Origin of the sequence: Microbacterium sp. AG238 (assembly GCF_003610405.1) — a bacterium.
Taxonomy (GTDB): Bacteria; Actinomycetota; Actinomycetes; order Actinomycetales; family Microbacteriaceae; genus Microbacterium.
In genome coordinates, this window is the sequence record NZ_RAQC01000001.1 from 2100061 (window position 1) to 2123851 (window position 23791).

Sequence of the window (23791 nt, forward strand, 5' to 3'; positions counted from 1 at the left end):
AAGTGATGCGATGACCAACGACACCAGTGCGCCGATCGCCGACGATCGGCCTGGACTGAAACGGGCCATCGGAACCCCCCTCCTGTTCGCCTTCATCGTGGGCGACACCCTCGGCGCCGGCATCTACACGCTCGTCGGGACCATGGCGACCGATGTCGGCGGTGTGATCTGGCTGCCGCTGCTGATCGCGCTCGTCGTCGCTCTGCTCACGGCGGGAACGTATGCGGAGCTGATCACGAAGTACCCGCACGCGGGCGGGGCGGCTCGTTACGTCGACAAGGCGTTCGGCATCCCGTTCCTGTCGTTCCTCGTCGGCTTCCTCATGATGGCGTCGGGCATCACGACGGCGGCGGCGCTCGCGAACGCGTTCGCGGGCGACTACTTCGCCGCGCTGTTCGACATTCCGCCGATCCCCGTCGCGATCGCCTTCATCGCCGTCCTCACCCTCATCAATCTCCGCGGTGTGCGTGAGTCGCTCGCGACGAACTTCGTGGCGTCGATCATCGAGGTGTCGGGCCTCGTCATCGTCATCTTCGTCGCGGCGATGGTCTTCGCGGGCGGCGGCGGCGAGCCGGCACGGATCTTCGAGTTCGCCCCGGACGTGGCTCCGCTGCAGGGGGCGTTCGCGGCATCCATCGTCGCCTTCTTCTCGTTCCTCGGCTTCGAGGCGGCGGCCAACATGGCCGAAGAGGTGAAGAACCCGTCGAAGTCATACCCCCGGGCGCTCTTCGGCGCCATCATCACCGCGGCGGTCGTCTACCTGCTCATCGCGATCGGGGCCGTCATCGTCGTGCCCCCTGCCGAGCTCGCCGAGTCGACCGGGCCGCTGCTGGACGTCGTGACCGCGAGCGGCTTCGCGATCCCGCCGTGGCTGTTCAGCCTCATCGCCCTCGTGGCCATCGCCAACGGGGCCCTGCTGTTCATGGTGATGGCCAGCCGCGTGGGTTACGGTCTCGCCGAATCGGGGCTCCTGCCCCACGCCTTCGGCCGCGTGCTGTCGAAGCGTCGCACGCCGTGGGTCTCGATCCTCGTCGTCGCGGGCGCCACGATGCTCCTCACGGTGCTCGGTGACATCGGAACACTCGCGGAGACGACGGTGCTGCTGCTTCTGCTCGTCTTCTTGTCGGCGAACGTCAGCGTCCTGGTGCTGAAGAAGGACAAAGTCGAGCACAAGCACTTCTCGGTGCCGCGGGTCGTGCCCGTGCTCGCGATCATCGCCAGCATCGTGCTGCTCACGCAGCAGACCGGGCCGGTGTGGCTCGGCACCGCCGGCTACATCGTCGTCGGCACGATCCTGTTCTTCATCGCACGCGCGGGGCGCCGCCGGTCGGACCGCAAGGCTCAGGCCGGGCCCTGATAGCCGAGGCCCGAGCTGATGCGGTCGGCGGTCTCGACGACCGTGCGGCCCAGCTCCGCGCCGCGCGCCTCGAGATCGATCGCCGTGAGCGGCCCGGAGATGGAGACGGCCGCGACGATCTTCCCGCTGCGGTCGAGGATCGGCGCTGCGGTCGAGGCCCGTCCGAGCACGAACTCCTCGACCTCGATCGCGTAGCCGCGTCTCGCGGTCAGCGCGACCTCGCGGTCGAGCGCTTCGTGCGTCGTGATGGTCGCCTCGGTGAAGCCGGGCAGCTCCGGCAACAGCCGTAGGCGCTTCTCGCGATTCGTGCCGATGAGCGTGGCCTTGCCGATGCTGGTCGCATGCAGCGGCACGCGCTGCCCCATCAGCGTGTGCGACTTCGGTGACAGCGGCCCTTCGAAGTTGCAGAGGTAGACCAGCTCCGCGCCGCGAAGGAGGGCGATGTTGACGCCGAGACCGATTTCGCCGGCGAGGCTCTGCGCGATCTGACGGCCGACTCGGTGCACCCGGTTCTGATTGATCGCAATGCCCGCGAGGGTCATGAGCTCGGCGCCGAGGAAGTACAGCGCCGTCTGCGGATCGCGTTCGACCAGCCCGCCGGCCTCGAGAGTCGCGAGCAGTCGGGACGCGGTCGACTGACCGATCCCGGCTTCGCGCGCGACATCGCTCACGCGCATGGGCTCGCCCCCCGAGAAGGTCTCGAGAACCGTGATCGCCTTCTCGACGCTCTGATTGGCGCCCTTCTCCGCAGCCATGCTTCCTCGCTTTCGCCGCCGACGTCCGTCACCCCATTATGCACATAGTGCATGACGGTTGCGCACTGTGCGCACGTCGTGCACTCTGAGTTCGGCGACGCGGATAGTCGCTACCCCGGGAGTCGCAGACGACGGCCCGGACGACGAAACGAAGGACGACGATGACCTCTTCGAGCGTGACCGCTCACGAGAGCCCCGGGCGGGGCCGACTCGGCTCGCGGCTGAGCGAGCGCACCTTCCTGGTCTTCCTGCTGCTGCCCGGGTTCGTGCTGCTCTGCGCGATCGTGCTCTACCCGCTGCTGCGGTCGCTCGTCTCGGCGTTCTTCGACGAGAACCTGCTCTATCCGGGCATGGAGTTCGTGGGGCTCGAGAACCTGTCCGCCGTCCTTGCGGATGACTTCGGTCGGCTCGTCTGGCAGACCCTCATCTTCACCGTGGGCGCGACCATCGCCCCGTTCCTGATCGGGCTCGCGCTCGCGCTCGTGCTGAACCAGCGCTTCCCGGGCCAGCGCATCTTGCGGGGCGCCTTCCTCATCCCGTGGCTGATTCCCGGGGTCGTCGTCTCGTTCCTCTGGATGTGGATCTTCGACGCCAACTACGGTGTGCTCAACGGCATCCTCATGAGCCTCGGTGCCATCGACAGTCCGGTCGCCTGGCTCTTCCAGACCGACACTGCTCGTGGTGCGCTCATCATCGCGAAGACGTGGAACACCTTCCCCTGGGTGATGGTCATGCTGCTGGCCGCACTGCAGACGGTCCCCGGCGAACTGCACGAGGCGGCCTCGATGGACGGAGCCGGAGTCGTCCGCCGATTCTTCGCCGTGACCTGGCCGCACATCCGCGGCGTCGCGGCTCTGGTCGTGCTGCTCGAGTTCATCTGGAACTTCCAGCACTTCGACACGATCTTCGTGCTGACCGGCGGCGGCCCCGCGGGCACTACCAGCACTTTCGCCACCGAGGTGTACGACACCGCTTTCCGCGGCTACGACCTGGGTCACGCCGGCGCGCTCGGCATCGTCTGGATGGCGCTGCTGACGGTGCTCGTCGTGGTCTACGTGTGGCTCTCCGAGCGTGGCGAGAAGGAAGGCTCCCGATGAGCACCATCACCCCCGTCCCCGTGCCCGCGGCAACGGCCGCGGCGGCCCCCGAGCCCCCGCGTCCGACCCGACGCCGACGCACCCGCATCCGCTGGGGCATGTGGATCGCGCTCGCGGTGATCGTCCTCTTCGGCTTCGCTCCCGTGTACTGGCTCCTCGTGACGTCGCTCACCCCGAGCGACCGCGTGTTCGCCTTCCCGCCGGCCATCTTCCCCACACAGGTGACGTTCGAGCACTACGCGGCGGTCTTCGGCAACGAGCAGATCTTCGGCTACCTCCGCAACAGCGTGATCGTGTCGGTCGTGACCGCCGTGCTGTCGGTCGTGGTGTCGATGTACATGGGATACGCCTTCTCGAAGTACCGCTTCGCGGGCCGCAAGTCGCTGATGTACTTCGTGCTGTCGAGCCAGATGTTCCCGCAGGCGCTGCTGCTCGTCACGCTCTACCTCGTCTTCGCGCAGTTCGGTCTCCTGAACACCTACCTCGCGCTGATCCTGTCGTTCACGACGTTCACGCTGCCGCTGTGCGTCTGGATGCTGAAGGGCTTCTTCGACGCGCTCCCCGACGACCTCATCGAGGCCGCGCGCATCGACGGTGCCGGTCCGTGGCGCATCTTCCACTCGGTCGTGTTCCCGCTGGCGGCCCCCGGTCTCGTCGCGGCCGGGCTGTTCGCCTTCGTCCGCGGGTGGAACGACTTCATCTTCGCGCTCACCCTCGCCGGGCCCGATCGGCAGACGCTGCCGCCCGGCCTCGTGAACACCTTCATCTCCGAGGCCAGCACCTCGTGGCCCGCGCTCATGGCGGCATCCCTCGTGGTGTCGGTGCCCGTCTGCGTCGCGTTCATCCTGCTTCAGCGCTTCCTCGTCGGCGGCATCACCGCCGGCGCGGTCAAGGGCTGACCCACCCACCCGATTCGAAGGAGAATTCATGGTCCAGGACATCTCGCGGCGCACGCTGCTGCGGTACTCGGTGTTCGGCATCGGCGGCGCCGCCGTGCTCGGGCTCGCCGGTTGCGCCCCGGGAGGCTCCGGTGCGCCGGCCGCGACGCCGGGCGGCGGCACCGCCACCGACTTCACGTTCTCGTCGTGGAGCCTGTCGGAGGAAGCGGCGAAGCCGGCGATCGAGTCGGCCCTGACGAGCTTCCGGCAGGCCGAGGGCATCGGGATCGACACGGTCGCCTACCCGTACAACGACTACCTCAACCAGCTGACGCTGCAGGTGCGGGGTGGCCAGTTCGCCGGTGCCGCGCAGCTCGACGTCGCCTGGCTGTCGGCGCTCGCCGCGCTCGGGAAGCTCACCGACCTGTCCGCGTTCACGCAGGGCAAGGGGTTCACCGACGCCGCACTGGGGGCGGGCAAGTCGGACGGCAAGCAGCTCGGACTGCCCTGGACGATCGGCGCCGTCGGCCTCATCGGCAACGCCGAGCTGTTCGACCGTGCCGGGGCGTCGCTCACCCCCGCCACGATCGAGGAGTTCGAGGATGGCCTGCGTGCGCTCAAGGGGATCGGGGTGATCCCCTACGCGGCGAGCACGAAGGCCGCGCAGCTCAAGGACATCGTCGTGTGGATGCAGACCTTCGGTTCGCCGATCGTCGACGGCGACGAGTCGGCGATCGGAGACGAAGCGTCGATCAAGGCCGTCGAGTGGTACAAGAAGCTCTACGACGAGGGGCTCATCGCGCCCGACGTCGACCGGGCCGCCGCCCGCACCCTCTTCGCTCAGGGTGCGACCGCGCTCTACGACGATGCGCCCGTGGGCAAGTCGGCCGTGCTCTCGCAGTCGCCCGACGCCTCGCTCAGCGACAAGATGATCCCGATCGCGCGGCCGGTTCTCAAAGCCGGTCAGACCCCGCAGCACGTCCTCTGGGGACACCTCGTCGTCGTCGTCGACGGCGAGGGGTCGCAGACGGCGGCTGACTTCGCGTCGTGGCTGACCAGCGACACCGCGCAGAGCGAGACGTACTTCACGGCGCTGGGCCTGCCGCCGACGACGGATGCCGCGCTGTCGTCGGACGCGGTCACCTCGAACGCCTTCGTCGAGGCATTCACGTCGTCGATCACGGCGACGGCGAAGCCCAGCCCGCTGTGGAAGTACCCCGCCTACGGGCAGATGGAGACCGCGATCGCCGAACAGGTGCAGGCGGTCCTCATCGGCCAGGCGCAGCCCGCCGCGGCGATGAAGAGCGCGGGGGAGGCGATCTCCCGCCTGCTCTGAGCCCGCCCGGGCCCGCGTCCGTCTCACCGCTCGATCAGACCGCCATCCGACCGGCGGGAGCCGTCTCGCTCCCGCCGGTGATCCCCCTGCCCTGAAGGAACCATGCGCACTCAGAACATCGAATCCGACATCACCGTCGTCGGCGGCGGCCTTGCCGGCGTCTGCGCGGCGATCAGCGCCGCGCGGCTGGGGAAGCGGGTGGCGCTCATCGGCAACCGGCCGGTGCTGGGCGGCAACTCGTCGTCGGAGGTGCGGGTCTGGGTCGTCGGCGCGACGTCGCACGGCATCCAGCGGTTCGCCCGCGAGAGCGGCGTGATCGGTGAGCTCTACGTCGAGAACCAGTACCGCAACCCGGAGGGCAACCCGATCATCTGGGACGAGGTCGTGCTCGACGCGGTGCGGGCGGAGCCCAACATCCGGTTGTTCCTCAACACGGATGTGCGCGAGATCGACACCGACGACGTCGACGGCGAGCGGGTCGTGACGGCCGTGCACGGGTGGACGATGGGGTCGGAGATCGCCACGACGTTCCGGAGCCCGTATGTCCTCGACTGCACCGGCGACGGGCTCATCGGGTACCTGGCCGGCGCCGAGTTCCGGATCGGACGCGAGTCCCGCGACGAGTTCGGCGAGGCGTGGGCGCCTGAGACGGCCGACGACGAGCTCCTCGGCTCGACGATCCTCTTCTACACGAAGGATGTGGGGCGACCGGTCGACTTCGTCGCGCCGGACTCGGCGAAGGACATCACGACCACCCCGATCCCGACGTCGCGGATCCTGCGGTCCGGCGACTCGGGTGCGCATTACTGGTGGATCGAATGGGGCGGCCACCTCGACACCGTGCACGACAACGAGGCGATCCGCGATGAGCTGCGCTCCGTCATCTTCGGCATCTGGGACTACATCAAGAACTCGGGCCGCTTCAACGCCGACACCCTCGATCTCGAATGGGTCGGCACGATCCCGGGCAAGCGCGAGTACCGCCGATTCCTCGGCGACCACGTGCTGACCCAGAACGACATCCTCGATCAGGTCGACCACCACGACGACGTCGCGTTCGGCGGCTGGTCGATCGACCTGCACCCGGTCGAGGGCATGTACGCCACCGAGGCCGGGGCTCACCAGCGGTACTCGAACGGCATCTACGGCATCCCGTTCCGCAGCTACTACTCGCGCAACGTCGCGAACCTGCTGGTAGCGGGTCGTGACATCTCGGCGAGCCATGTCGCGTTCGGCTCGACCCGTGTCATGGCCACATGCGGCGCGGGCGGCGAAGCGGCGGGAACCGGAGCCGCCCTCGCGCTCGACCTCGGGGTGCGTCCGCGCGCGCTGGCGGCCGACCACGCCGACGCGTTGCGCCAGGTGCTCCTGCGCCAGGACGCCTCGGTGTTCGGCGTGCGCAACACCGATCCGGCCGACCTGGCGCGGCAGGCCCGCGTATCGGCGTCATCGGTGGCGACCACGCTCGACCCTGTCGAACTCGTGCCGGATGCCGCTGTCGCCGAGCAACCGCTCGACTCCGACCTGGGGGTGCTCGTCCCGGTGGACCCGCGGCTCGACGGCGTCGACGTCCTGCTGAAGGTGACCCGCGGCACCACCCTCACCGCCGCCCTGTGGACCACCGGGCGTCGGCAGAACGCGGTTCCCATCGACGAACGGATGCGGGTCTCGGTCGACGTGAGGGCAGCCGCCGACCCGCAGTGGGTGCGGCTGCCGCTCGTGTGGACCCCGGCTGAGCCCGAGAACGTCGTCGTGGTCCTGGGCGCCGATCCCGATGTGAGCGTCGTGCTCGCCGAGGCGCAGGTGCCGGGAGTGCTGACCCTGCCGCACCGACCTCAGGCCGACGGTGATCAGAACGTCGCCGTCGACGAGTCCGAGAGCGTCATCGCGTGGCCGGCGATCCCGATGCGAGGGCGCACGCCGCGCGTGCGCCTGCATCCCCAGACATCGGCCTTCGCGGCCCAGCAGGCGGTCGGCGGCTATCAGCGGTTCTTCGGCGGTCCGAACCTGTGGATGTCGCGCCCCGACGACGCGGCGCCGCATCTCGCCCTCGCGTGGGACGTCGAGCAGTCGATCACGGCCGTGCGCCTGGTGTTCGATGACGACACCGACGTCGAGCTCAACACGCTGCATCACCACCGCACGCCCGACCGCGTGTTCCCCGAGCTGGTGCGCGACTACGTCGTGGAGACCTGCGGCGCCGACGGTGTCTGGGTCGAACGGGTCAGCGTGACGGCGAACCGCCGACGACAGCGTGTGCACGATGTCGAGGTCGACGGGGTCACGGGCCTGCGGGTGCGGGTGACGGCCACGAACGGTGCCGCGCAGGCGCGGATCGTGTCGCTGCGCGTGATGTGAACACCGAACACCCCGACGAAAGGTACGACATGAAGAATCGATGGAGATTCTCGCTCGCTGTGATCGGAGCCGTCGCGCTCGCGATACCGGCTCTGCCCGCGGTCGCCGCTCCGGCGCCGCCCGCGACGATCGAGGAGGCGTTCGATGAGCTGACTCCCGACTGGCTGCCCGCAGCCGGAACGTGGGAGGCGGCGGACGGCGTCGCGAGAGTCGTGCAGCCGGGGTCGTCGCGCGGATCGATCCTCGCGCTGACCGGCCGCGGCCTCGCCGAAGCGGCGACGGCGACGGTGACCTTCGCCTCTGCGGGCGGGGGAGCCAGCGCGTGGGCGGGCTTCACGGTGCGTCGCACCGGAACAGCCGACGACTACACGCAGTCCGGTTACACCGTCTTCGTGCGCAACAGCGGAGAGCTGGCGGTCATCCGCGCAGCCGGTGACGGGCAGGTCGCCGTGCTCGGCACCGCGCAGACCGACGCCCGCCCCGGTGCCGGCCCGGTGACAGTCACGGCGTCGCTCGACGGTGAGCGGATGCGGGTGGGTCTCGGTGGCGCCGGGGAGGTGACGACGCTGATCGAGGTCACAGACGCCACCTTCTCGGGCAGTGGGTTCGCGCTCGCGGCGCACCGCGACGTCCGGATGTCGGTCGACGCCGTGCAGCTGTCGGGCGTCATCGATCGCGCCGAGCCGGTGCCGACCGACTGCGTCGGATGGTCGGGTTCACCGGCGACGGATGCGGGTCGCGGCGAGGTGCTCGTCAGCGACGCGCGCATCGACGCGGTGTCGGCGCGCATCGCGGCGGGTGAGCAGCCGCAGACGTCTGCGTACGCGCGTCTGCTCACGGCCGCCGACGCGGGTCTCGAGCGAACACCTGCTCCTCCCACGACTTTCTTCGTGCCGTTCTTCTACAACGATCCGACCGCGCACCGTGCGGCGCGGGACGGGCTGCAGAACGACGCGAACACCGCCTACGAGCTCGCATTGGCGTATCGCCTGTCGGGTGATGCCCGCTACGGCGCGCACGCCGCGCAGTTCATCGATGCCTGGACCACGACGGTCGAATGCGTGCGTACCCGGGAGGACTCCGCGCTCGCCTTCAGCTACCACTTCCCGGCCTTCGTCCACGCCGCGGAGCTGCTGCGCGGCACTTCCGTGTGGAGTGCGGCATCCGAGGCCGTGTTCGCCGGCTTCCTGCGTGAGACGGCGACACCGGTCGCTGCGTCGATCCTGCATCGCACGAACAACTGGGGCAGCTGGGCCCTCGAGACGACGACCGCCGTCGCGGCCTACCTCGACGACGAGGCGGGGCTCGACGCTGCGAGCGCGCGCGCCGTCGAGCTGCTCGATCACCAGATCGACGAGAACGGGCACCTTCCGGAAGAGGTCGACCGGAACAACGGCGTCGGCGATTACGGCATCTGGTACACGCACTTCTCTCTGCTGCCGCTCTTCCTCGTCGCCGAGACGCTGTCGGCGCACGCTTACGACGTGCACGATCACGTGAACGCTAACGGGCGCGGGCTCGCGGATGCCGCAGATGCCGCGACGAGATGGGTCGCCGACCCGGCATCCTTCTCCTACTACACGGGCGACCCGGCGAAGCTCGCGAACGTGCGCACGATCGATTACCTGCGTGACGCGGGGATCACGGCGCACAGCATGAGCTACTTCGAGCTGGCGCAGAACCACTTCCCGACCGACGAGCGCGCAGCGCTGCTGGCCGAGGAAGGGCCCATGACGACGATCCATTCGGCGCCGTACCTGAGCCTCACCCACGGTGGACTCGCCGACATCACGGCGGCTCCCGGCGAAGGTGAGCCCGGCGGGGGCGAGCCAGGCGCGGGAGAACCGGGAGGGGGAACCCCCGGCGGCACGGATTCGCCGGGAGGCTCGTCGGGCACCGGTCCGGCCGGGGCGCCGGGCGGTAGCTCGGATGCCCGGGCGGTCGGCTCGCTCGCGGCATCCGGTGGTGAGGTCTCGCTCGCGCCGCTGGCGCTCGCCGCAGGGCTGAGCCTCGGCGGCCTGCTCCTCATCGTCGCCCGGGTGCGCCGGCGAGCGGTCACGGCGCGGGGCTGAGCCGGTCTGCCGCGGTCCCGCATGCAAGGGATCGCGGCAGACGCGCCGTGCATCCCGGTACCGGTCAGAGGGTGAGCAGCACCTTCGTCGCGCGGCGCTCGTCCATGGCCCGGTACCCTTCGGCGGCGTCGTCGAGGGGCAGGGTCAGGTCGAACACGGCACCCGGGTCGATCGCCCCCGACATGATGAGGTCGATCAGCTCGGGCAGGTACTGCCGCACCGGGGCGGGGCCGCCGTGCAGGTGCACGCCCGATCCGAAGAGCTCGGCGCCGGGCAGCTCGACGTCGTGCGAGACGCCGACGTAGCCGACGTGACCGCCGGCGCGGGTGGAGCGGATCGCCTGCATCATCGATTCCTGGGTCCCGACCGCCTCGATGACGGAGTGCGCGCCGAGGCCGTCGGTGAGCTCTTTGATGCGCGCGACGCCGTCGGCGCCCCGCTCTTCGACGATGTCGGTGGCGCCGAAGCGGCGGGCGAGAGCCTGGCGGTCGGCGTGGCGCGACATCGCGATGATGCGCTCGGCCCCGAGCTGCCTGGACGACAGGATGCCGAGAAGTCCGACGGCGCCATCGCCGACGACCGCGACGGTCTTGCCAGGGCCGGCCTGAGCGGCGACGGCGGCGAACCAGCCGGTGCCGAGCACGTCGGATGCCGCCAGGAGCCCGCGGATCTGGTCGTCGGTGGGCTCGCCCGGGACGACGACGAGGGTGCCGTCGGCGAGGGGGACGCGCAGCCGCTCGGCCTGCGAGCCGAGGCGGCCCATGGGAACGCGGTCGACGCAGTGCGACTGGTAGCCGTCGCGGCAGATCTCGCACGTGTTGTCCGAGGCGATGAACGAGCCGACGACGAAGTCGCCGACCGAGAGCCCGCTGACGTCGTCACCGATCTGCTCGACGATGCCGACGTATTCGTGCCCCATCGGGATGGGACGCTTGATGGGGTCTTCGCCGCGATAGGGCCACAGGTCGGAGCCGCAGATGCAGGCCGCGGCCACCCGGATGACGGCATCCGTGGGCTTCTCGATCGTCGGGTCGTCGCGTTCCTCGACGCGGACGTCGCCGGGGGCGTGCATGATGACTCCGCGCATGGTGGCTGTCCTTCCGTAGCGGTCCTCCCATTCCACCTCATGCGACGGCTGCCGGGGTGCTTCTGGCTTCCGGTGCGGCATGCTGGCATGATGCGGGCGCTCGCGGTGGTGGAACGGCACCAAGCGGCGATGTTCCTGGTGGCGCTGGTCGTGGGCGGGGTCGCGGGACTCGCGATGCCGAGCTTCGGTGAGGCGATCGAGCCGGCGCTCACCCCCGTGCTGGGCGTCCTGCTGTTCCTCACGTTCCTCTCGATCCCGCTCGCCGGGCTGCGGGAGGCTGTGCGTGACGCGCGGTTCATCGGCGCGGTGATGGTCGCGAACTTCGTCGCCGTGCCGGTGGCCGTGTGGCTGCTGTCGCGGTTCGTCGCCCATGACGCCGCGCTCCTGCTGGGCGTGCTGCTGGTGCTGTTGACGCCCTGCGTCGACTACGTCATCGTCTTCGCCGGCCTCGCTGGAGGATCGCGTGAGCGGCTGCTGGCGGCGACGCCGCTGCTCATGATCGCGCAGCTGCTGCTTCTGCCCGCGTACGTGTGGGTGATGGCCGGGGGTGAGGCTGTCGCGGTGATCGATCCGCGCCCGTTCGCCGAAGCGTTCGTCCTGCTCATCGTCGTTCCGCTTGTGCTCGCTACCGTCGCGCAGGCGGCAGCGCGCCGTTCGCCACGCGTCGGGTCGGTGTCGTCCGGGCTGCTGCGTGCCATGGTGCCGGTGATGATGCTGACGCTGTTCGTCGCGGTCGCCTCGCAGACGGCCGCGGTCGGGGATGCGATGGTGTCGCTGGCGCCCGTGGTGCCGATCTTCGTCGCGTTCGTGCCGTGCGCAGTGGTGGTGGGAATCGTCGCGAGCCGTCTGGCCGGACTCGACGTCTCGCGCCGGCGAGCGGTGGTCTTCAGCGCTGCGACGCGCAACTCGCTCGTCGTCCTGCCGCTCGCGCTCGCGCTCCCGGCGCAGTTCGCGCTGACTCCGCTCGTGGTGGTCACGCAGACGCTCGTCGAGCTCGTCGCGATGGTCGTGCTGGTCGCGGTCGTGCCCCGGCTCATGCCCGACCGCGGCGCGCAAAGGTCAGGGTCGGCGGGGTGAGACCCCGCCCGGAGCGGCGCCCGCCGCCGGTGTCGTCGTCGTGTCCACGCGAGCGGTGAGCGAGACGACGTATCCGGATGTCGTGTCGCCGGTGACGGTGGCCAGCTGGAGGGCGCCTGCATCGTCGCCGAACACGTTGTCGGAGGCGAGCGACACTTGCGCAAGGTTGCGCGCGGAACCGCTGTAGGCGGGGAGCGCGTAGACGGTGCTGCAGACGTTCTCGGGAAGGGCGACCTGTGACGTCGCGATGGCATTCGCGGCGTCGGTCATCGCCGCCGCGTCCGGGTAGACCTCGAAGTGGATGTGCGGCCACCGGCCCGGATAGCAGGCGGGAATGATCGAGGTGAAGGTGACGACGCCGGACGCGTCGGTGACCTGCACCCCTCGCAGGTAGGTCTCGTTCTCGATCCCGGTCGAGTACATCGAGTACCCGCCAGCGGCGTCGCACTGCCATACGTAGACGGCAGCCCCGGCGAACGGCACATCACCTCGGGCGGTGTCGAGGATCGTGAGCCGGAGGGTCATCGGCACGCCGTCCGCGGTTGCGCCGCCCTCCAGGGACGATCGGATGTCGCTGCGGACGATGCCGGACCGCTCGAGGACGTCGGGCCCGTTCGAGCCGTCGCCGGGGTAGGGCCCGGCGGTCTCGTCAGGGATCTCGCCGGCGGGCAGGCCCGCGTTCGCGACGGCTGTCGCGGTGGGTGTCGCGGTGGGTGTCGCGGTGGGTGTCGCCGTGGGCGATGCGGCGGGCGAGACCGTCGCCGTGGGAGTGCAGGCCGCGAGAGCCGCGGCGCCCAAGCCGATGCCGGCGAGGCTCAGCATGGAACGCCGGGTCATCAGCGTGCGGATGTCGAACGCGGCGCCCTGATCGACGACTTCGTCGTCGGCGCGGTCGAGCAGGCGGCCCTCGTAGGCCGGCCCCGCGGGCGTGCGGTCGGGTTCGGGGATGCGGCTCACGTCTGACTCCTCGGTTGGTTGTGCACCGAGCATCGCCCGCCAGCCCATCCGTAACGTTGGACGAGCCTATGCGCCGGATATGAGACCCGCGCGAGACGGGCGCGCCGTCAGAAGGGTGGTCTCTCCGGTGGTCCACCCGAGTCGATGGTGAAGCACACCGCGGGTATCGGCACGTCTTCGCGGTACACCCGGCCGAGGGGTGAGGTCCATTCGAGGACCCCACCGCCGAGCTGTCTGACCTTCCATTTCGTGAACTGCTTCATCGAGTGGTGTCGCTGACACAGGTGGGCGAGGTTGAAGATGTGGGTGTGCCCGCCGAGGGCGTAGTCGATGGTGTGATCCAGTTCGCACCGGATCGCGGCCCGCCGACATCCGGGGAACCGGCAGTGCTGATCCCGCGCCATCAGGAGCTTCTTCATCGACGAGGTCGGCCGGTACGTGTCGATCTCGACCGGGGTGCGGGTGACCGGGTCGATGAACAACCGGTCCCACTCGGTGACCTGCCCGGCGAGTTCACGCGCCGTGTCGGCGTCGATCGGTCCGGCACCGACCGCGTCGGCGGGGTGCTCGTCACGGCCCATCAGGGTCTCCGCCGTGACGGTGACCTGCACGCGCGCCCGGATCGCCCCGAGCCCGCCGGCCCGGTCCGTCCCGTAGGTCGGGTCGACCACGGGTGCTCCGCCGAGGACGAGGTCGCCGAGAATGTCAGCACGCAGTTGATCCATCGTCCGGGCGTCAGGTGCAGCATCTGCCCCCGCGCCCGCAGCACCGGCCGAGGAAGCATCCGCCTCCACCGCATCACCGCAACCACCCGCATCCCGGGCGTCTTTCACGGCTTGTCCCATCTGGGTGAGCCGGTCAAGCATCCCTGTGGCGATGACGGTCGGCAGGTTGGCGACGAGGTTCGACATCCCGTCGGCCCCGTGGAAGACCCTCACGCACCGCTCCGCCGCCGCAGCACCATGCCGCTCCGTGAACGACTGGGGGTGCACCCGCGCCGCCAAAACCTCGAGCGCACCCCGCACCCGGGACGGCACATCCCGCTCGCACACATCGATCGCGGCATCCGCGAACGACCCTCGCACCTCATCGGGTACTCCCGTCCCAACCCGCACGATCACATCCACGTGTCCGCGTTCGATCCGCCGTTCCACCCACGCCGCGAACACGGCCGGGTAGTCGTCGATGACGGTCATCGCGTGATCGATCTCGCCCTGCAACCGCCGATCCGTCAACCGCGCCATCCCCGCCGCCTCAGCCGCAACCGACCGCAACTCCATATCGGAGGCCATGCCCCGCACCCCACCGTGCCGGGCCTCACGCAACGCCGACCGTCCCAGATCGGCCAACGCACGCATCCGCGCGACCTCGCCGACATGAAAGAGGTCGAGCGCCTCGGCGAATGCGGCGAATGCGGGCGCGTGCGAACCCGAATCCGGATGTCCGAATTCTGGTGCCCGGTCGCCGCTCGATGTCATGTTCCCATAATCGCAGTGACCTCCGACATTTACGTCGAATACACCTGCGAATCTGGACGACTCACGCCGTTGTCGAATTGTGGAGGAATCGGCGACCACCAGGAACCGACCGGAACGCCGCGCTGTCAAGAGGATGCATCCCGGCAGCCGCCGCGGGCACGATCGCACCATGAGCGACGACGACGACCAGACGCGGCACGAGTTCCGCGACGCCGTGAACATGAGCCCCGCAGAACTCGAGAAGTGGCTCGAGACCGACGAGTCGAAGGAGGTCGGGCAGAAGGAGGGCGGAGGCGAGTCGACGGGTCACCGGTCGGGCCGCCGCATCGTCGACATCCTGCGCACCAACAAAGGCGATCTGACCGAGTCCGACGTCTCTCACATGCGCAAGGTCGTCGGCTATGTCAGCCGGCACCTCGCGCAGCGCCCCTCCGGTGACATCACCGAGACGGCCTGGCGCTATTCGCTCATGAATTGGGGTCACGACCCCGCGAAGAAATGACGGCCCCGCTGGGCGGGAGAATGGAACAGTGAGCATCCCCGCATCCTCCGGTCTGACCGAGCTGTCCGAACCGCGATTCGTCCTCGTCGGCGAAGACGGCCATCGCATCGCCACCTACTCGTGGGGGGAGGATGAACTTCCGACCGTGGTCGTCGTCCACGGATTCGCGTCGAACACGAAGGACAACTGGGTCTCGACCGGCTGGGTGCGAGACCTGCAGCGTGCCGGGTTCCGCGTCCTCGGTCTCGACCAGCGCGGTCACGGGGCGAGCGACAAGCCGCATCGCGCGTCCGACTACGACCTCCATCAGCTCGCCTCCGACGTCGAGGCGGTGCTCGACACCTACCTCGTCGACACGGCGATGTACGTCGGATACTCGCTGGGTGCGCGCGTGGGCTGGGAGGTGCTGAAGGACTTCTCGGCGCGCATCACCCGCGGTGTGCTGGGTGGCGTGCCCGACGGCATCCCGCTCGCCCGCCTCGACATCGACCAGGTGCGGGCGCTCGTCGAGAACGGCACCGAGGTGACCGATCCGGTCACGCAGAACTACGTTCGACTGACCGAACGGGTTCCGGGCAACGACCTGCGGGCGTTGCTGGCGATCGCCGGCGGCATGCGCGCCTCGGGCACCGTCGACCCCGACCCCGCCAACGCGCCGGAGCAGCCTGTGCTGTTCGCGACAGGATCGCGCGACGCGATCATCGAGGGATCGAAAGCCCTCGCCGCCGCGACGCCGCAGGGACGATTCGTCGAGATCCCCGACCGGCATCACTTCAATGCGCCGGGGTCGCGGGTGTTCCGACAGACCGCGATCGAGTTCCTCACCGAAGGATGACCCGGCGCCGGCCGCGGCGTCATGACGATGCGCGCCGGTAGGCGTCGCCGAGCCAGCGGTCGTAGGCGAGCCACGGGTCGGATGCCGCTGCCCGCAACGTCTCGATGTGCACAGTGAGCGGGTCGGCGAAGGTGAACCACTCACCGCCTTCGCGGAGCGCCGCGTACTCGCGGTGCCGCTGCTGTTCGAGCGGCCGGCCGCCGCGCTCGAGCGCAAGGAGCTCGTCGTGCCGGATCGCGGCCAGCCGCTGACGCGGCCGCTCGCTCGTGCCGATCTTCACGCGTGCGCCGAATCGCAGGTAGTAGACGACGGGGACGACCGGTCGGGGTAGATCGGCGTCGAACGCATCGCCCAGGCGCCACCCGCAGCGCCGACACAGCCAATGCCCCGTGTCGGCGTCGACCCCGCCCGCCCGCCCGCCGCAGACGCGGCACGGGGACGGCATCTCGGATATCGGCGAGGCGGGCACGACTCCAGGATCGCGCCCGCCTCCGACATCCGGTCGGGTCAGACCGTGACGACGATCTTGCCGCGCGTGTGTCCCTCTTCGAGACGGGCATACGCCGCGGCGGCGTCGTCGAGCGGGAAGGTCTCGGCGAGCTCGACCCGCAGCGAACCGTCGGCGGCGAGACGCGCGAGCTCGGCGAGCTGCGCGGCGTCCGGGCGCACCCAGATGTAGTTGCCGCCGAACTCGGATGCCGCCCTCGGGTCGGCGATCGATGTCACGACCCCGCCGTCGCGCAGCAGGTCGTTCGTGGAGTCGAGCGAGCTTCCGCCGGCGAAGTCGAGCACGACGTCGACGCCCTCGGGGGCGAGCTCGCGCACCCGGTCGGCGAGGCCGTCGCCGTAGACGACGGGCTCGGCGCCGAGCCCTCGGAGGTAGTCGTAGTTGCGCTCCGACGCGGTGCCGATGACGCGCGCGCCGCGCAGGCGGGCGAGCTGAACACCGAACGATCCCACTCCGCCGGCCGCGCCGTGGATGAGGACGGTCGATCCCTCGCCGACGGCCGACCGCTCGATCGCCTGCAGCGCGGTCAGGCCGGTGAGGGGGATGGCGGCGGCGGCGGCGAAGTCGAGACCGTCCGGCTTGCGCGTGGCCGTGCGCACGGGAACCGCCATGTATTCGGCGACCGAGCCGCCGCTGACGACGTCGGCGCGGGCGTAGGCGAGCACCGGGTCGCCGACCTGGAACTCGGGGGTGTCGAGACCGACCTTCTCGACGACGCCGGCGACATCCCAGCCGGGAACGGCGGGCAGCTGAACGTCGAGGAGCCCCTGCAAGTAGCCCTCGCGCACCTTGTAGTCGACGGGGTTCAGGCCCGCGGCCACCACGCGCACCACGAGGGTGTCGGGTCCGATGTGGGGCATCTCCCGCTCGGTGATCTCGAAGCGGTCGTTGCCGCCGAACTCGTTGTACGTCAGTGCCTTCATGTGTCGCTCCAACGTCGGCGCGTGCGGCGGGATTCCCGACAGGATGCGGTGGGGATGCCGCCGACGGGCGGCCTCCCGGGTCGGACGCGTAGAATCAGGGGATCCCGTTCTGAATCGCGAGAGTCCGCCGTGTCTGCTGCATCCGCCGCCCGCACCTTCGAGGTGCGGCATGTCCAGCTCGCGCGCGCCCTTTTCGCGGCCGTCGCGGCGGTGATGATCACCTTCTCGCCCGATCACTCGGCGACCGTCGGGATGTCGGTCTTCAGCGGTTTCGCGACGGCGACCGCGATCGTGTTCTTCGTCGGAGCCTGGTTGACGAGTCCCGCGGGCCGCCGCGCGCTGCCGATCGTCCTCGGCGTCATCACCCTGATCGCCGCGATCCTCGCCGGCGTGCCGCCTTTGCGGACGACGGTCGGTTTCTTCGTCGTCGTCATCTCGTGGGCTGCGCTCACGGGGGTGATCGAGCTGATCGGCGGCATCCGCGGTCGCCGTTCCGGTGCCCCGGTCGCGCGCGACGAGGTGCTCATCGGCGCGGTCACGCTCCTGCTGGTCGTCGGCCTGCTGCTGGTCAACCCGGCCTACCGGCTCGACTACGTCATCGAGGAGGCCGGAGCCTTCACGCTCACCGGCATCACGATCGGGGTCGGGCTGTTCGGCGGCTACGCCGCGGTCGTGGCCGTCTTCCTCGGAATCGCCGGCTTCTCGCCGCGGCGCGAGGAGCTCGCGCCGGCGGCATCCGTTCCGTCATCCCCCTCGTCCGATCCGGAGGTCGCATCGTGAGCGGCGAACACCCCACCCGCCGCGAGATCATGCGTCCGGTCCAGCTGCTGGGCCTCGCGTTCGTCGCGGCGATCTTCTCGGGTGTCATCACCCTGGTCTCGATGGGGGCGTTCCAGTCGATCCCGCGCGAAGACGTCGAACGCGCCGTCGTGGTGGCCCTGGTCGTCGCGGGCATCGCCTTCATCGCGACGCTCGTGATCATCGCGCTACTGATGCTCGCCGTCGACCCCGCGCAGGTGAGCAAGCGCGTCGACCGGCCCGTGCTGTACCCCGACGAGTCCGAGACGCCCGACGACCCGGCATCCGGCTCGTCACCCTCGTCGCCCCAGCGCTGAGATACCGCCCAGCGCTGAGGTATCGCCCAGCGCGTACCGTTCACGCGAGAACGCACCGCCCCGCGAGCTTTCTCGACGGGGCGGTGCGTTTTCGGTGCGGCGCGTTGACGACGAGGCCTCAGGGCAGGCGTGACACCAGGTCGTCGGCGAGGCCGGCGTAGGTCGCGGGCGTCAGTGCCAGCAGGCGCTCCTTGGCGGCATCACCGATGTCGAGCCCACGGACGAACTCGGCGAGCTCGGATCCGCCGACGCGGCGGCCACGGGTGAGGTCCTTCAGGAGCGCGTACGGATCGGTGATCTGCGAGCGACCGGCGGCGATCTCGGCGCGGACGACGGTCTGGATCGCCTCGGCGAGCACCTCCCAGTTCGCGTCGAGATCTTTCAGGAGCACGTCGCGCGACAACGAGATCTCGGTCAGCCCGCGCTGCAGGTTGTCGAGGGCGAGCAGCGAGTGACCGAAGGCGACGCCGATGTTGCGCTGCGTCGTCGAGTCGGTCAGGTCGCGCTGCATCCGGCTCGTGACGAGCGTCTGCGCGAGGGTCGAGAACAGGCCGCCCGAGATCTCGAGGTTCGCCTCGGCGTTCTCGAAGCGGATCGGATTGATCTTGTGCGGCATCGTCGACGACCCGGTCGCGCCGGCGACGGGGATCTGCGCGAAGAAGCCGAGCGAGATGTAGGTCCAGACATCCGTGGCGAGGTTGTGCAGGATGCCGCCGGCGTGCCGGACGCGGTCGTAGAGCTCGACCTGCCAGTCGTGCGACTCGATCTGGGTGGTCAGGATGTTGAAGTCGATGCCGAGGCCCTCGATGAACGAGCGCGAGAGCTCGGGCCAGTCGACGTCGGGCTCCGCCGCGAGGTGCGCGGACCAGGTGCCGGTGGCGCCCGAGAACTTCGCGAGGTACTCGCCGCCCTCGATCTGCTTGGCGACGCGGGCGAGACGCCAGGCGAACACGGCGATCTCCTTGCCCATCGTCGAAGGGGTCGCGGGCTGACCGTGCGTGCGCGAGAGCATCGTGGCGTCGCGGTGCTCGCGGGCGAGGTCGCCGAGCGCGTCGATCACTGCCTGCAGCTTCGGCAGCCAGACGTTCTCGACGGCACGCTTGACCGTGAGGGCGTAGGAGGCGGAGTTGATGTCCTCGCTCGTGCAGGCGAAGTGGGTCAGTTCGGCGATCGCGTCGAGGCCGAGGGCCGACAGGCGATCGCGAACGAGATACTCGACGGCCTTCACATCGTGGCGGGTGACCGCCTCCTTCGCCGCGAGCCAGTCGATCTCGGTCTGTCCGAAGTCGCGGTACAGCCCGCGCAGCTGCGTCTTGTGCTCATCCGAGAGAGGCGAGCTGCCGAACAGGCTCCGGTCGGTGAGGGCGATGATCCACTCGACCTCCACCTCGACCCGCGCGCGGTTCAGACCGGCTTCGGAGAGGTAGTCGGCGAGGGAGCCGACGGCGGCGGCGTAGCGACCGTCGAGGGGGCTCAGGGGCTGCGGGGGCAGAGAGGTCACGAGGCTCCATTCAGTGTGAACGGGCGCTCAGGACGTGGTGCGGATCGCGGGTTCGAGCTGCCGGAAGAGCGCCCGGCTCGCGCTCTCGATCATACCGAGCACCTCGTCGAACATTCCGGCGTCTCCGTAGTACGGGTCGGGAACGTCGAGGTCGCCACCCGCGTGCGCGTCGAACGACATCAGCAGGCCGAGCTTGTCGGTGTCGGCCGTCGTGCGCGCCCAGTTCGACAGGACGCGTTCGTGCGAGCGGTCGAGCGCGACGATGAGGTCGGAACGATCGAAGTCGGACAGGGTGAAGCGGCGCGCCCGGTGCCCCCGTCCGTCGTATCCGCGACGCTCGAGCGCCTCGAGTGTTCGTCCGTCGGCGGGCTCGCCGACGTGCCAGTCGCCGGTTCCCGAGCTCGCTGACACCACGCGGTCGCCGAGTCCCGCCTGGTCGACGAACCAGCGGAAGACCACGTCGGCCATGGGGGAGCGGCAGATGTTCCCCGTGCAGACGAACATGACGCGGAAGGGGTCGGCGCGTCGGGTCACCGTCCCATTGTGGAGGATGCGGCCTTTCCTGCACAGACGTATCGGCGCACGACCTCCTCCCCGGCGGCGGACGAGGGCGGTCTCTGCGGCTTCCCGCAGCGGCATCGTGGCAGGCATGACCTCTCCTCACCTGCTCGTTCCGGACGCCGCGCGGCTCGATGCTGCCGCGGTGCGGACGCTCGAGATGATCGCGGTGCTGCGCTCGCGCCTGCCCTCCCTGCGCGACGAGCTCGACGCGGTCCGGCGCCGCGCCGCCGAGCTCCAGCACGAGACGGCCTGGCGCGCACGGGCGGCGAGCGACTACCGCTCGCGCCTCGACGCATGGCGCGCGTGGGCGGATGGGGTCGCGGCTCGCGTCGATCAGCTCGACGACGAGCTGCGCCGGGTTCAGGTCCGGCTCGTGGCGGGCGGCCCGTGAGGTCCGTGAGCGACGACTCCCTCGACATCCGCGACGGTGGGGTCATCGCCGTCGATACGGGGCAGCTCCGGGCCGCGGCATCCGTGCTCGTCGGGCTGTCGACGCGATGCGACGCACTTCGGTCGACGTTCGAGACGGGCACGCGCGAGCTCGCCGCGCACGATGCGACCGCGTGGCCTGCCGCGGCCGTCGCCGTTGATCTCGCCCGCGTTCTCCATGAGCTCGCGGTCGAGGCCTCGGCTCTCGCCGGAGGATTGCGGGATGCCGCCGACGTCTACGACATCGTCGAGCTCGAGGTGTCGCGACGGGCCGCCGCGGACGGCGATCGCCGGGTGACGGCGCTCCTCGATCACCGCATCGCCGAGGCGCGCGAGCGCTCACCGAGCGCCGGCGGCCGCGCCGACCTGCTGCTGATGACGTGGCCGTTACTGCGGCACGGTGAGCTTCAGCGCCAGATCGGCGGCGCCACCGTCCCGCTGGGTCTGCTCGGCGGCGCGGCAGTCGCGGCCGGCGGCCTCGCCCTGACGGCTCTCGGAGCGCTCGGGCTGGGGCGTACGCCGCCCGCGCGGGGCGGGCCCGGGTCGGTCGGAGGTGCTGGGCCGGCGCCGCTCGTCGAGGTCGCCCGGTCGGCGGCGCCACCGGGATCGGCCTCGCCGCCGCTCACCCTCGCGACGCTCGCCGAGCGCATCCCGCGCGAGGGTGATCAGCTGCGCGTCGAGCGGTACACCGTCGCCGGAGGCGAGAGGCGCTTCGCCGTCTACGTCGCCGGAACCCGATCGCCGCTCGGCTTCGGCGGCCGCGAACCGTTCGACATGTCGTCGAACGTTCAGCTGTACGCCGGCCGCACCTCGGCGTCGTACGAATCGGTGGTCACCGCTCTCCGAGCGGCCGGTGCTCGCTCGGGTGACGCCGTACTCGCCGTCGGGTACTCCCAGGGCGGCGCGATCACGTCACGGCTCGCGTTGGACGGACCCTTCCGCGTCGTCGGCAACGTGACCTTCGGCTCGCCGGTGCAGGCGGATCCCGGTGTCTCCACGGTCCAGGTCACGCTGCGGCACACCGACGACCTCGTCCCTGCCCTGCAGTCCGGCGGCCACCTCGATCGTGCCGGGGCGCCGGGCAGCATCGTCGTCGAGCGGATCGCCGATCCACCGCCCGGCATCGCGGACATCACGCTCGGCGCTCACTCCATGGACGCGTACGGAGACACCGCCTCGCTCGCCGACGCGTCGGGCGATCCCCGCGTCGGAGACGTCCACGAGCGTCTCGCGCAGTTCGTGGGCGATGAGCCCGCGGAAGTCACGACCTACCGTGTGCAGCGGCCCGAGTGATCCTCCGATCTCGGCTGCGCCGGTGCCGGTGGGCGTCAGCGGCGGTCGGTGTCAGCGGCGGTCGGCGTCGCGACGAGGGCGGAACAGGATGCCGGCGACCCAGTTGATCAATGCGATGACGATGGCCGCGAGCACAGCGACCCAGAAGCCGCCGATGCGCAGGCCCCAGTCCCAGCCCGAGGTCACCCATCCGGTCAGCCACAGCAGGAAGCCGTTGATGATGAACGAGATCAGGCCGAGGGTCAGGATGTACAGCGGGAACGCGAGCACCTTCAGCACAGTGCCGACGACCGCGTTGACCAGCCCGAAGATGAGGGCGATCAGAAGCAGTGTGAGCACGAGCTGCAGGTCACCGCCCGGCGGGAACGCCACGACCGACACCTCCAGCGCCGGGATCAGCGTCACGATCCAGACCGCGAAGGCGTTGACGATCAGTCGGATGATGAGGCTCATAGTGCCGTCAGTCTCCCACGGCCGCCCCCGTGCGTCATCCGATCGGCGTGACGGCATCCGTAGACTCGCATCGTGACCGACCTGCCCGTGCGCATCCGACCCGAGATCGCGGCCCTGCCCGCATACCGCCAGGGCCGTCAGGCCTCAGCCGACGCTTTCAAGCTGTCGAGCAACGAGAACCCCTTCGACCCGCTGCCCGGCGTCGTCGAGGCCGTGCGCGCGGCGACCACGTTCAACCGGTACCCCGACGCCTCGGCGGGCCGCCTGCGCTCGCGGCTCGCAGACCGTTACGCGGTCGCGCCCGATGGTGTGCACGTGGCCGCCGGATCGGTGTCGATCCTGTACCAGCTCGCGTCGGCCACGAGCGGCCCGGGAGACGAGATCATGTTCGCCTGGCGGTCGTTCGAGGCGTACCCGGGGCTCGCGACCGTCGCCGGAGCGACCGCCGTCGCCGTGCCGCTGGCCGCTGACGCCGGACACGATCTCGACGCGATGGCGGATGCCGTCACCGACCGCACGCGGATGATCATCGTCTGCAGCCCCAACAACCCGACCGGGCCCGTCGTCAGCCAGGCGGCCTTCGACGCGTTCGTCGCGCGCGTCCGCTCCGACGTCCTCATCGTCCTCGACGAGGCCTACGCCGAGTTCGTCACCGATCCGGATGCCGTCACCGGCGCCGCCGTGCTCGCCGCCGGCCACGCCAACGTGGTGGTGCTGCGCACCTTCTCGAAGGCGTACGGACTCGCCGGACTTCGCGTCGGATACGCCATCGGCGACCACCGCATCCTCGACGCGGCCCGCAGCACCGGCATCCCGCTCTCGGTCACGGCCCAGGCCGAGGAAGCCGCGCTCGCGAGCCTCGACGCCGAGGACGAGCTGCTCGAACGGGTGCGTCACATCGCCGTGCGCCGCGACGCGCTCGCCGACCGGTTGCGCGAGGCCGGCTGGGACGTCCCGGTCGCGCAGGGCAACTTCGTCTGGCTGCCCGCGGGCGAGCGGGCGCTCGAGATCGCGGAGGCCTTCGACGCGGCGGGCCTGATCGTCCGGGCGTTCGCCGGCGACGGAGTGCGCATCTCGGTGGGCGAGGAGGAGTCGATCGAGCGGATCGTCGCGGCCGCGGCATCCGTCGTCGGCTGACCCGGCACGTCGCGGGGGAGCCACGTGCCGGGATGCAACAGTTCTGGCTCGACACGCCGCGACGGATGCCGTCCACGCGGGG

The 23791-nt window shown here is 70.1% G+C and carries 23 protein-coding genes; 14 read left to right on the forward strand and 9 right to left on the reverse strand.

All coding sequences use genetic code 11. The features are described from left to right. The first annotated feature begins 10 nt into the window (after positions 1–10). Positions 11–1357 carry an APC family permease gene (locus tag DEU36_RS09840; protein ID WP_120263984.1) on the forward strand — a complete coding sequence of 449 codons (1347 nt, stop codon included), beginning with the start codon at positions 11–13 and terminating at the stop codon, positions 1355–1357. Here DEU36_RS09840 and DEU36_RS09845 read toward each other — a convergent pair. Beyond that, positions 1342–2112 (reverse strand): IclR family transcriptional regulator, encoded by a 771-nt coding sequence (locus tag DEU36_RS09845; protein ID WP_120263985.1) that lies wholly within the window; start codon positions 2110–2112, stop codon positions 1342–1344. The genes DEU36_RS09840 and DEU36_RS09845 overlap by 16 nt on opposite strands. 161 nt (positions 2113–2273) lie before the next feature. On the opposite strand from DEU36_RS09845, the gene DEU36_RS09850 reads away from it, so the two are divergent. From DEU36_RS09850 to DEU36_RS09870, 5 genes are all read left to right on the forward strand, one after another. Continuing rightward, on the forward strand, positions 2274–3209 hold the full coding sequence (locus DEU36_RS09850; protein WP_023953611.1) for a carbohydrate ABC transporter permease: 936 nt from the start codon (positions 2274–2276) through the stop codon (positions 3207–3209). Then, entirely contained in the window at positions 3206–4108 is a 903-nt protein-coding gene (locus DEU36_RS09855) for a carbohydrate ABC transporter permease (RefSeq protein ID WP_120263986.1), read from the forward strand. Before DEU36_RS09850 ends, DEU36_RS09855 begins: the two co-directional genes overlap by 4 nt. A gap of 28 nt (positions 4109–4136) precedes the next feature. Then, entirely contained in the window at positions 4137–5423 is a 1287-nt protein-coding gene (locus tag DEU36_RS09860; RefSeq protein ID WP_120263987.1) for an extracellular solute-binding protein, read from the forward strand. A 102-nt stretch (positions 5424–5525) separates the two neighbouring features. Further along, positions 5526–7781: an FAD-dependent oxidoreductase gene (locus DEU36_RS09865; RefSeq protein ID WP_120263988.1), complete on the forward strand. Its 2256-nt coding sequence runs from the start codon at positions 5526–5528 to the stop codon at positions 7779–7781. 29 nt (positions 7782–7810) lie between these two features. Beyond that, on the forward strand, positions 7811–9853 hold the full coding sequence (locus DEU36_RS09870) for an alginate lyase family protein (RefSeq protein WP_120263989.1): 2043 nt from the start codon (positions 7811–7813) through the stop codon (positions 9851–9853). 64 nt (positions 9854–9917) lie between these two features. Here the strand turns inward: DEU36_RS09870 and DEU36_RS09875 are convergent, their stop codons facing one another. After that, positions 9918–10940: a zinc-dependent alcohol dehydrogenase family protein gene (locus DEU36_RS09875; RefSeq protein WP_120263990.1), complete on the reverse strand. Its 1023-nt coding sequence runs from the start codon at positions 10938–10940 to the stop codon at positions 9918–9920. 39 nt (positions 10941–10979) lie between these two features. Between DEU36_RS09875 and DEU36_RS09880 the strand changes: the two genes are divergently transcribed. Then, on the forward strand, positions 10980–12017 hold the full coding sequence (locus DEU36_RS09880; RefSeq protein WP_259455299.1) for a bile acid:sodium symporter: 1038 nt from the start codon (positions 10980–10982) through the stop codon (positions 12015–12017). On the opposite strand, the gene DEU36_RS09885 is transcribed toward DEU36_RS09880, so the two are convergent. Continuing rightward, the gene (locus DEU36_RS09885; RefSeq protein ID WP_120263992.1) at positions 12000–12974 is read right to left on the reverse strand and encodes an intradiol ring-cleavage dioxygenase; all 975 of its coding nucleotides are present in this window, start codon (positions 12972–12974) and stop codon (positions 12000–12002) included. The genes DEU36_RS09880 and DEU36_RS09885 overlap by 18 nt on opposite strands. Before the next feature lie 107 nt (positions 12975–13081). Then, positions 13082–14452: an HNH endonuclease signature motif containing protein gene (locus tag DEU36_RS09890; protein ID WP_259455300.1), complete on the reverse strand. Its 1371-nt coding sequence runs from the start codon at positions 14450–14452 to the stop codon at positions 13082–13084. A 169-nt stretch (positions 14453–14621) separates the two neighbouring features. On the opposite strand from DEU36_RS09890, the gene DEU36_RS09895 reads away from it, so the two are divergent. Next, a complete protein-coding gene (locus DEU36_RS09895) occupies positions 14622–14954 on the forward strand; it encodes a DUF3140 domain-containing protein (RefSeq protein WP_120263993.1) in 333 nt (110 codons plus the stop codon). 34 nt (positions 14955–14988) lie between these two features. After that, positions 14989–15789 (forward strand): alpha/beta fold hydrolase, encoded by an 801-nt coding sequence (locus DEU36_RS09900; RefSeq protein WP_396652165.1) that lies wholly within the window; start codon positions 14989–14991, stop codon positions 15787–15789. Between the two features lie 19 nt (positions 15790–15808). Here DEU36_RS09900 and DEU36_RS09905 read toward each other — a convergent pair whose 3' ends face one another. Then, on the reverse strand, positions 15809–16234 hold the full coding sequence (locus tag DEU36_RS09905) for a GIY-YIG nuclease family protein (RefSeq protein ID WP_120263995.1): 426 nt from the start codon (positions 16232–16234) through the stop codon (positions 15809–15811). Between the two features lie 62 nt (positions 16235–16296). Next, entirely contained in the window at positions 16297–17220 is a 924-nt protein-coding gene (locus DEU36_RS09910) for an NADP-dependent oxidoreductase (protein ID WP_120263996.1), read from the reverse strand. A 129-nt stretch (positions 17221–17349) separates the two neighbouring features. Between DEU36_RS09910 and DEU36_RS09915 the strand changes: the two genes are divergently transcribed. Continuing rightward, the gene (locus tag DEU36_RS09915; RefSeq protein ID WP_120263997.1) at positions 17350–18000 is read left to right on the forward strand and encodes an acyl-CoA synthetase; all 651 of its coding nucleotides are present in this window, start codon (positions 17350–17352) and stop codon (positions 17998–18000) included. Then, positions 17997–18335 carry an amino acid transporter gene (locus DEU36_RS09920; protein ID WP_120263998.1) on the forward strand — a complete coding sequence of 113 codons (339 nt, stop codon included), beginning with the start codon at positions 17997–17999 and terminating at the stop codon, positions 18333–18335. The genes DEU36_RS09915 and DEU36_RS09920 overlap by 4 nt, the downstream gene beginning before the upstream one ends. Positions 18336–18453: 118 nt before the next feature. Here the strand turns inward: DEU36_RS09920 and purB are convergent, their stop codons facing one another. Further along, positions 18454–19836: an adenylosuccinate lyase gene (purB, locus tag DEU36_RS09925; RefSeq protein WP_120263999.1), complete on the reverse strand. Its 1383-nt coding sequence runs from the start codon at positions 19834–19836 to the stop codon at positions 18454–18456. Between the two features lie 27 nt (positions 19837–19863). Beyond that, the gene (locus DEU36_RS09930; protein ID WP_120264483.1) at positions 19864–20340 is read right to left on the reverse strand and encodes a low molecular weight protein-tyrosine-phosphatase; all 477 of its coding nucleotides are present in this window, start codon (positions 20338–20340) and stop codon (positions 19864–19866) included. Between the two features lie 145 nt (positions 20341–20485). Between DEU36_RS09930 and DEU36_RS09935 the strand changes: the two genes are divergently transcribed. Both DEU36_RS09935 and DEU36_RS09940 read left to right on the forward strand, forming a co-directional pair. After that, complete coding sequence (locus DEU36_RS09935; RefSeq protein ID WP_147374378.1) at positions 20486–20788, forward strand: hypothetical protein; 303 nt, start codon at positions 20486–20488, stop codon at positions 20786–20788. A gap of 5 nt (positions 20789–20793) precedes the next feature. Continuing rightward, positions 20794–22119 carry a hypothetical protein gene (locus tag DEU36_RS09940; RefSeq protein ID WP_120264001.1) on the forward strand — a complete coding sequence of 442 codons (1326 nt, stop codon included), beginning with the start codon at positions 20794–20796 and terminating at the stop codon, positions 22117–22119. A gap of 51 nt (positions 22120–22170) precedes the next feature. Here DEU36_RS09940 and DEU36_RS09945 read toward each other — a convergent pair whose 3' ends face one another. After that, a complete protein-coding gene (locus DEU36_RS09945; RefSeq protein ID WP_120264002.1) occupies positions 22171–22572 on the reverse strand; it encodes a phage holin family protein in 402 nt (133 codons plus the stop codon). Between the two features lie 72 nt (positions 22573–22644). On the opposite strand from DEU36_RS09945, the gene DEU36_RS09950 reads away from it, so the two are divergent. Continuing rightward, complete coding sequence (locus tag DEU36_RS09950; RefSeq protein ID WP_120264003.1) at positions 22645–23709, forward strand: histidinol-phosphate transaminase; 1065 nt, start codon at positions 22645–22647, stop codon at positions 23707–23709. The last annotated feature ends 82 nt before the right edge of the window (positions 23710–23791 follow it).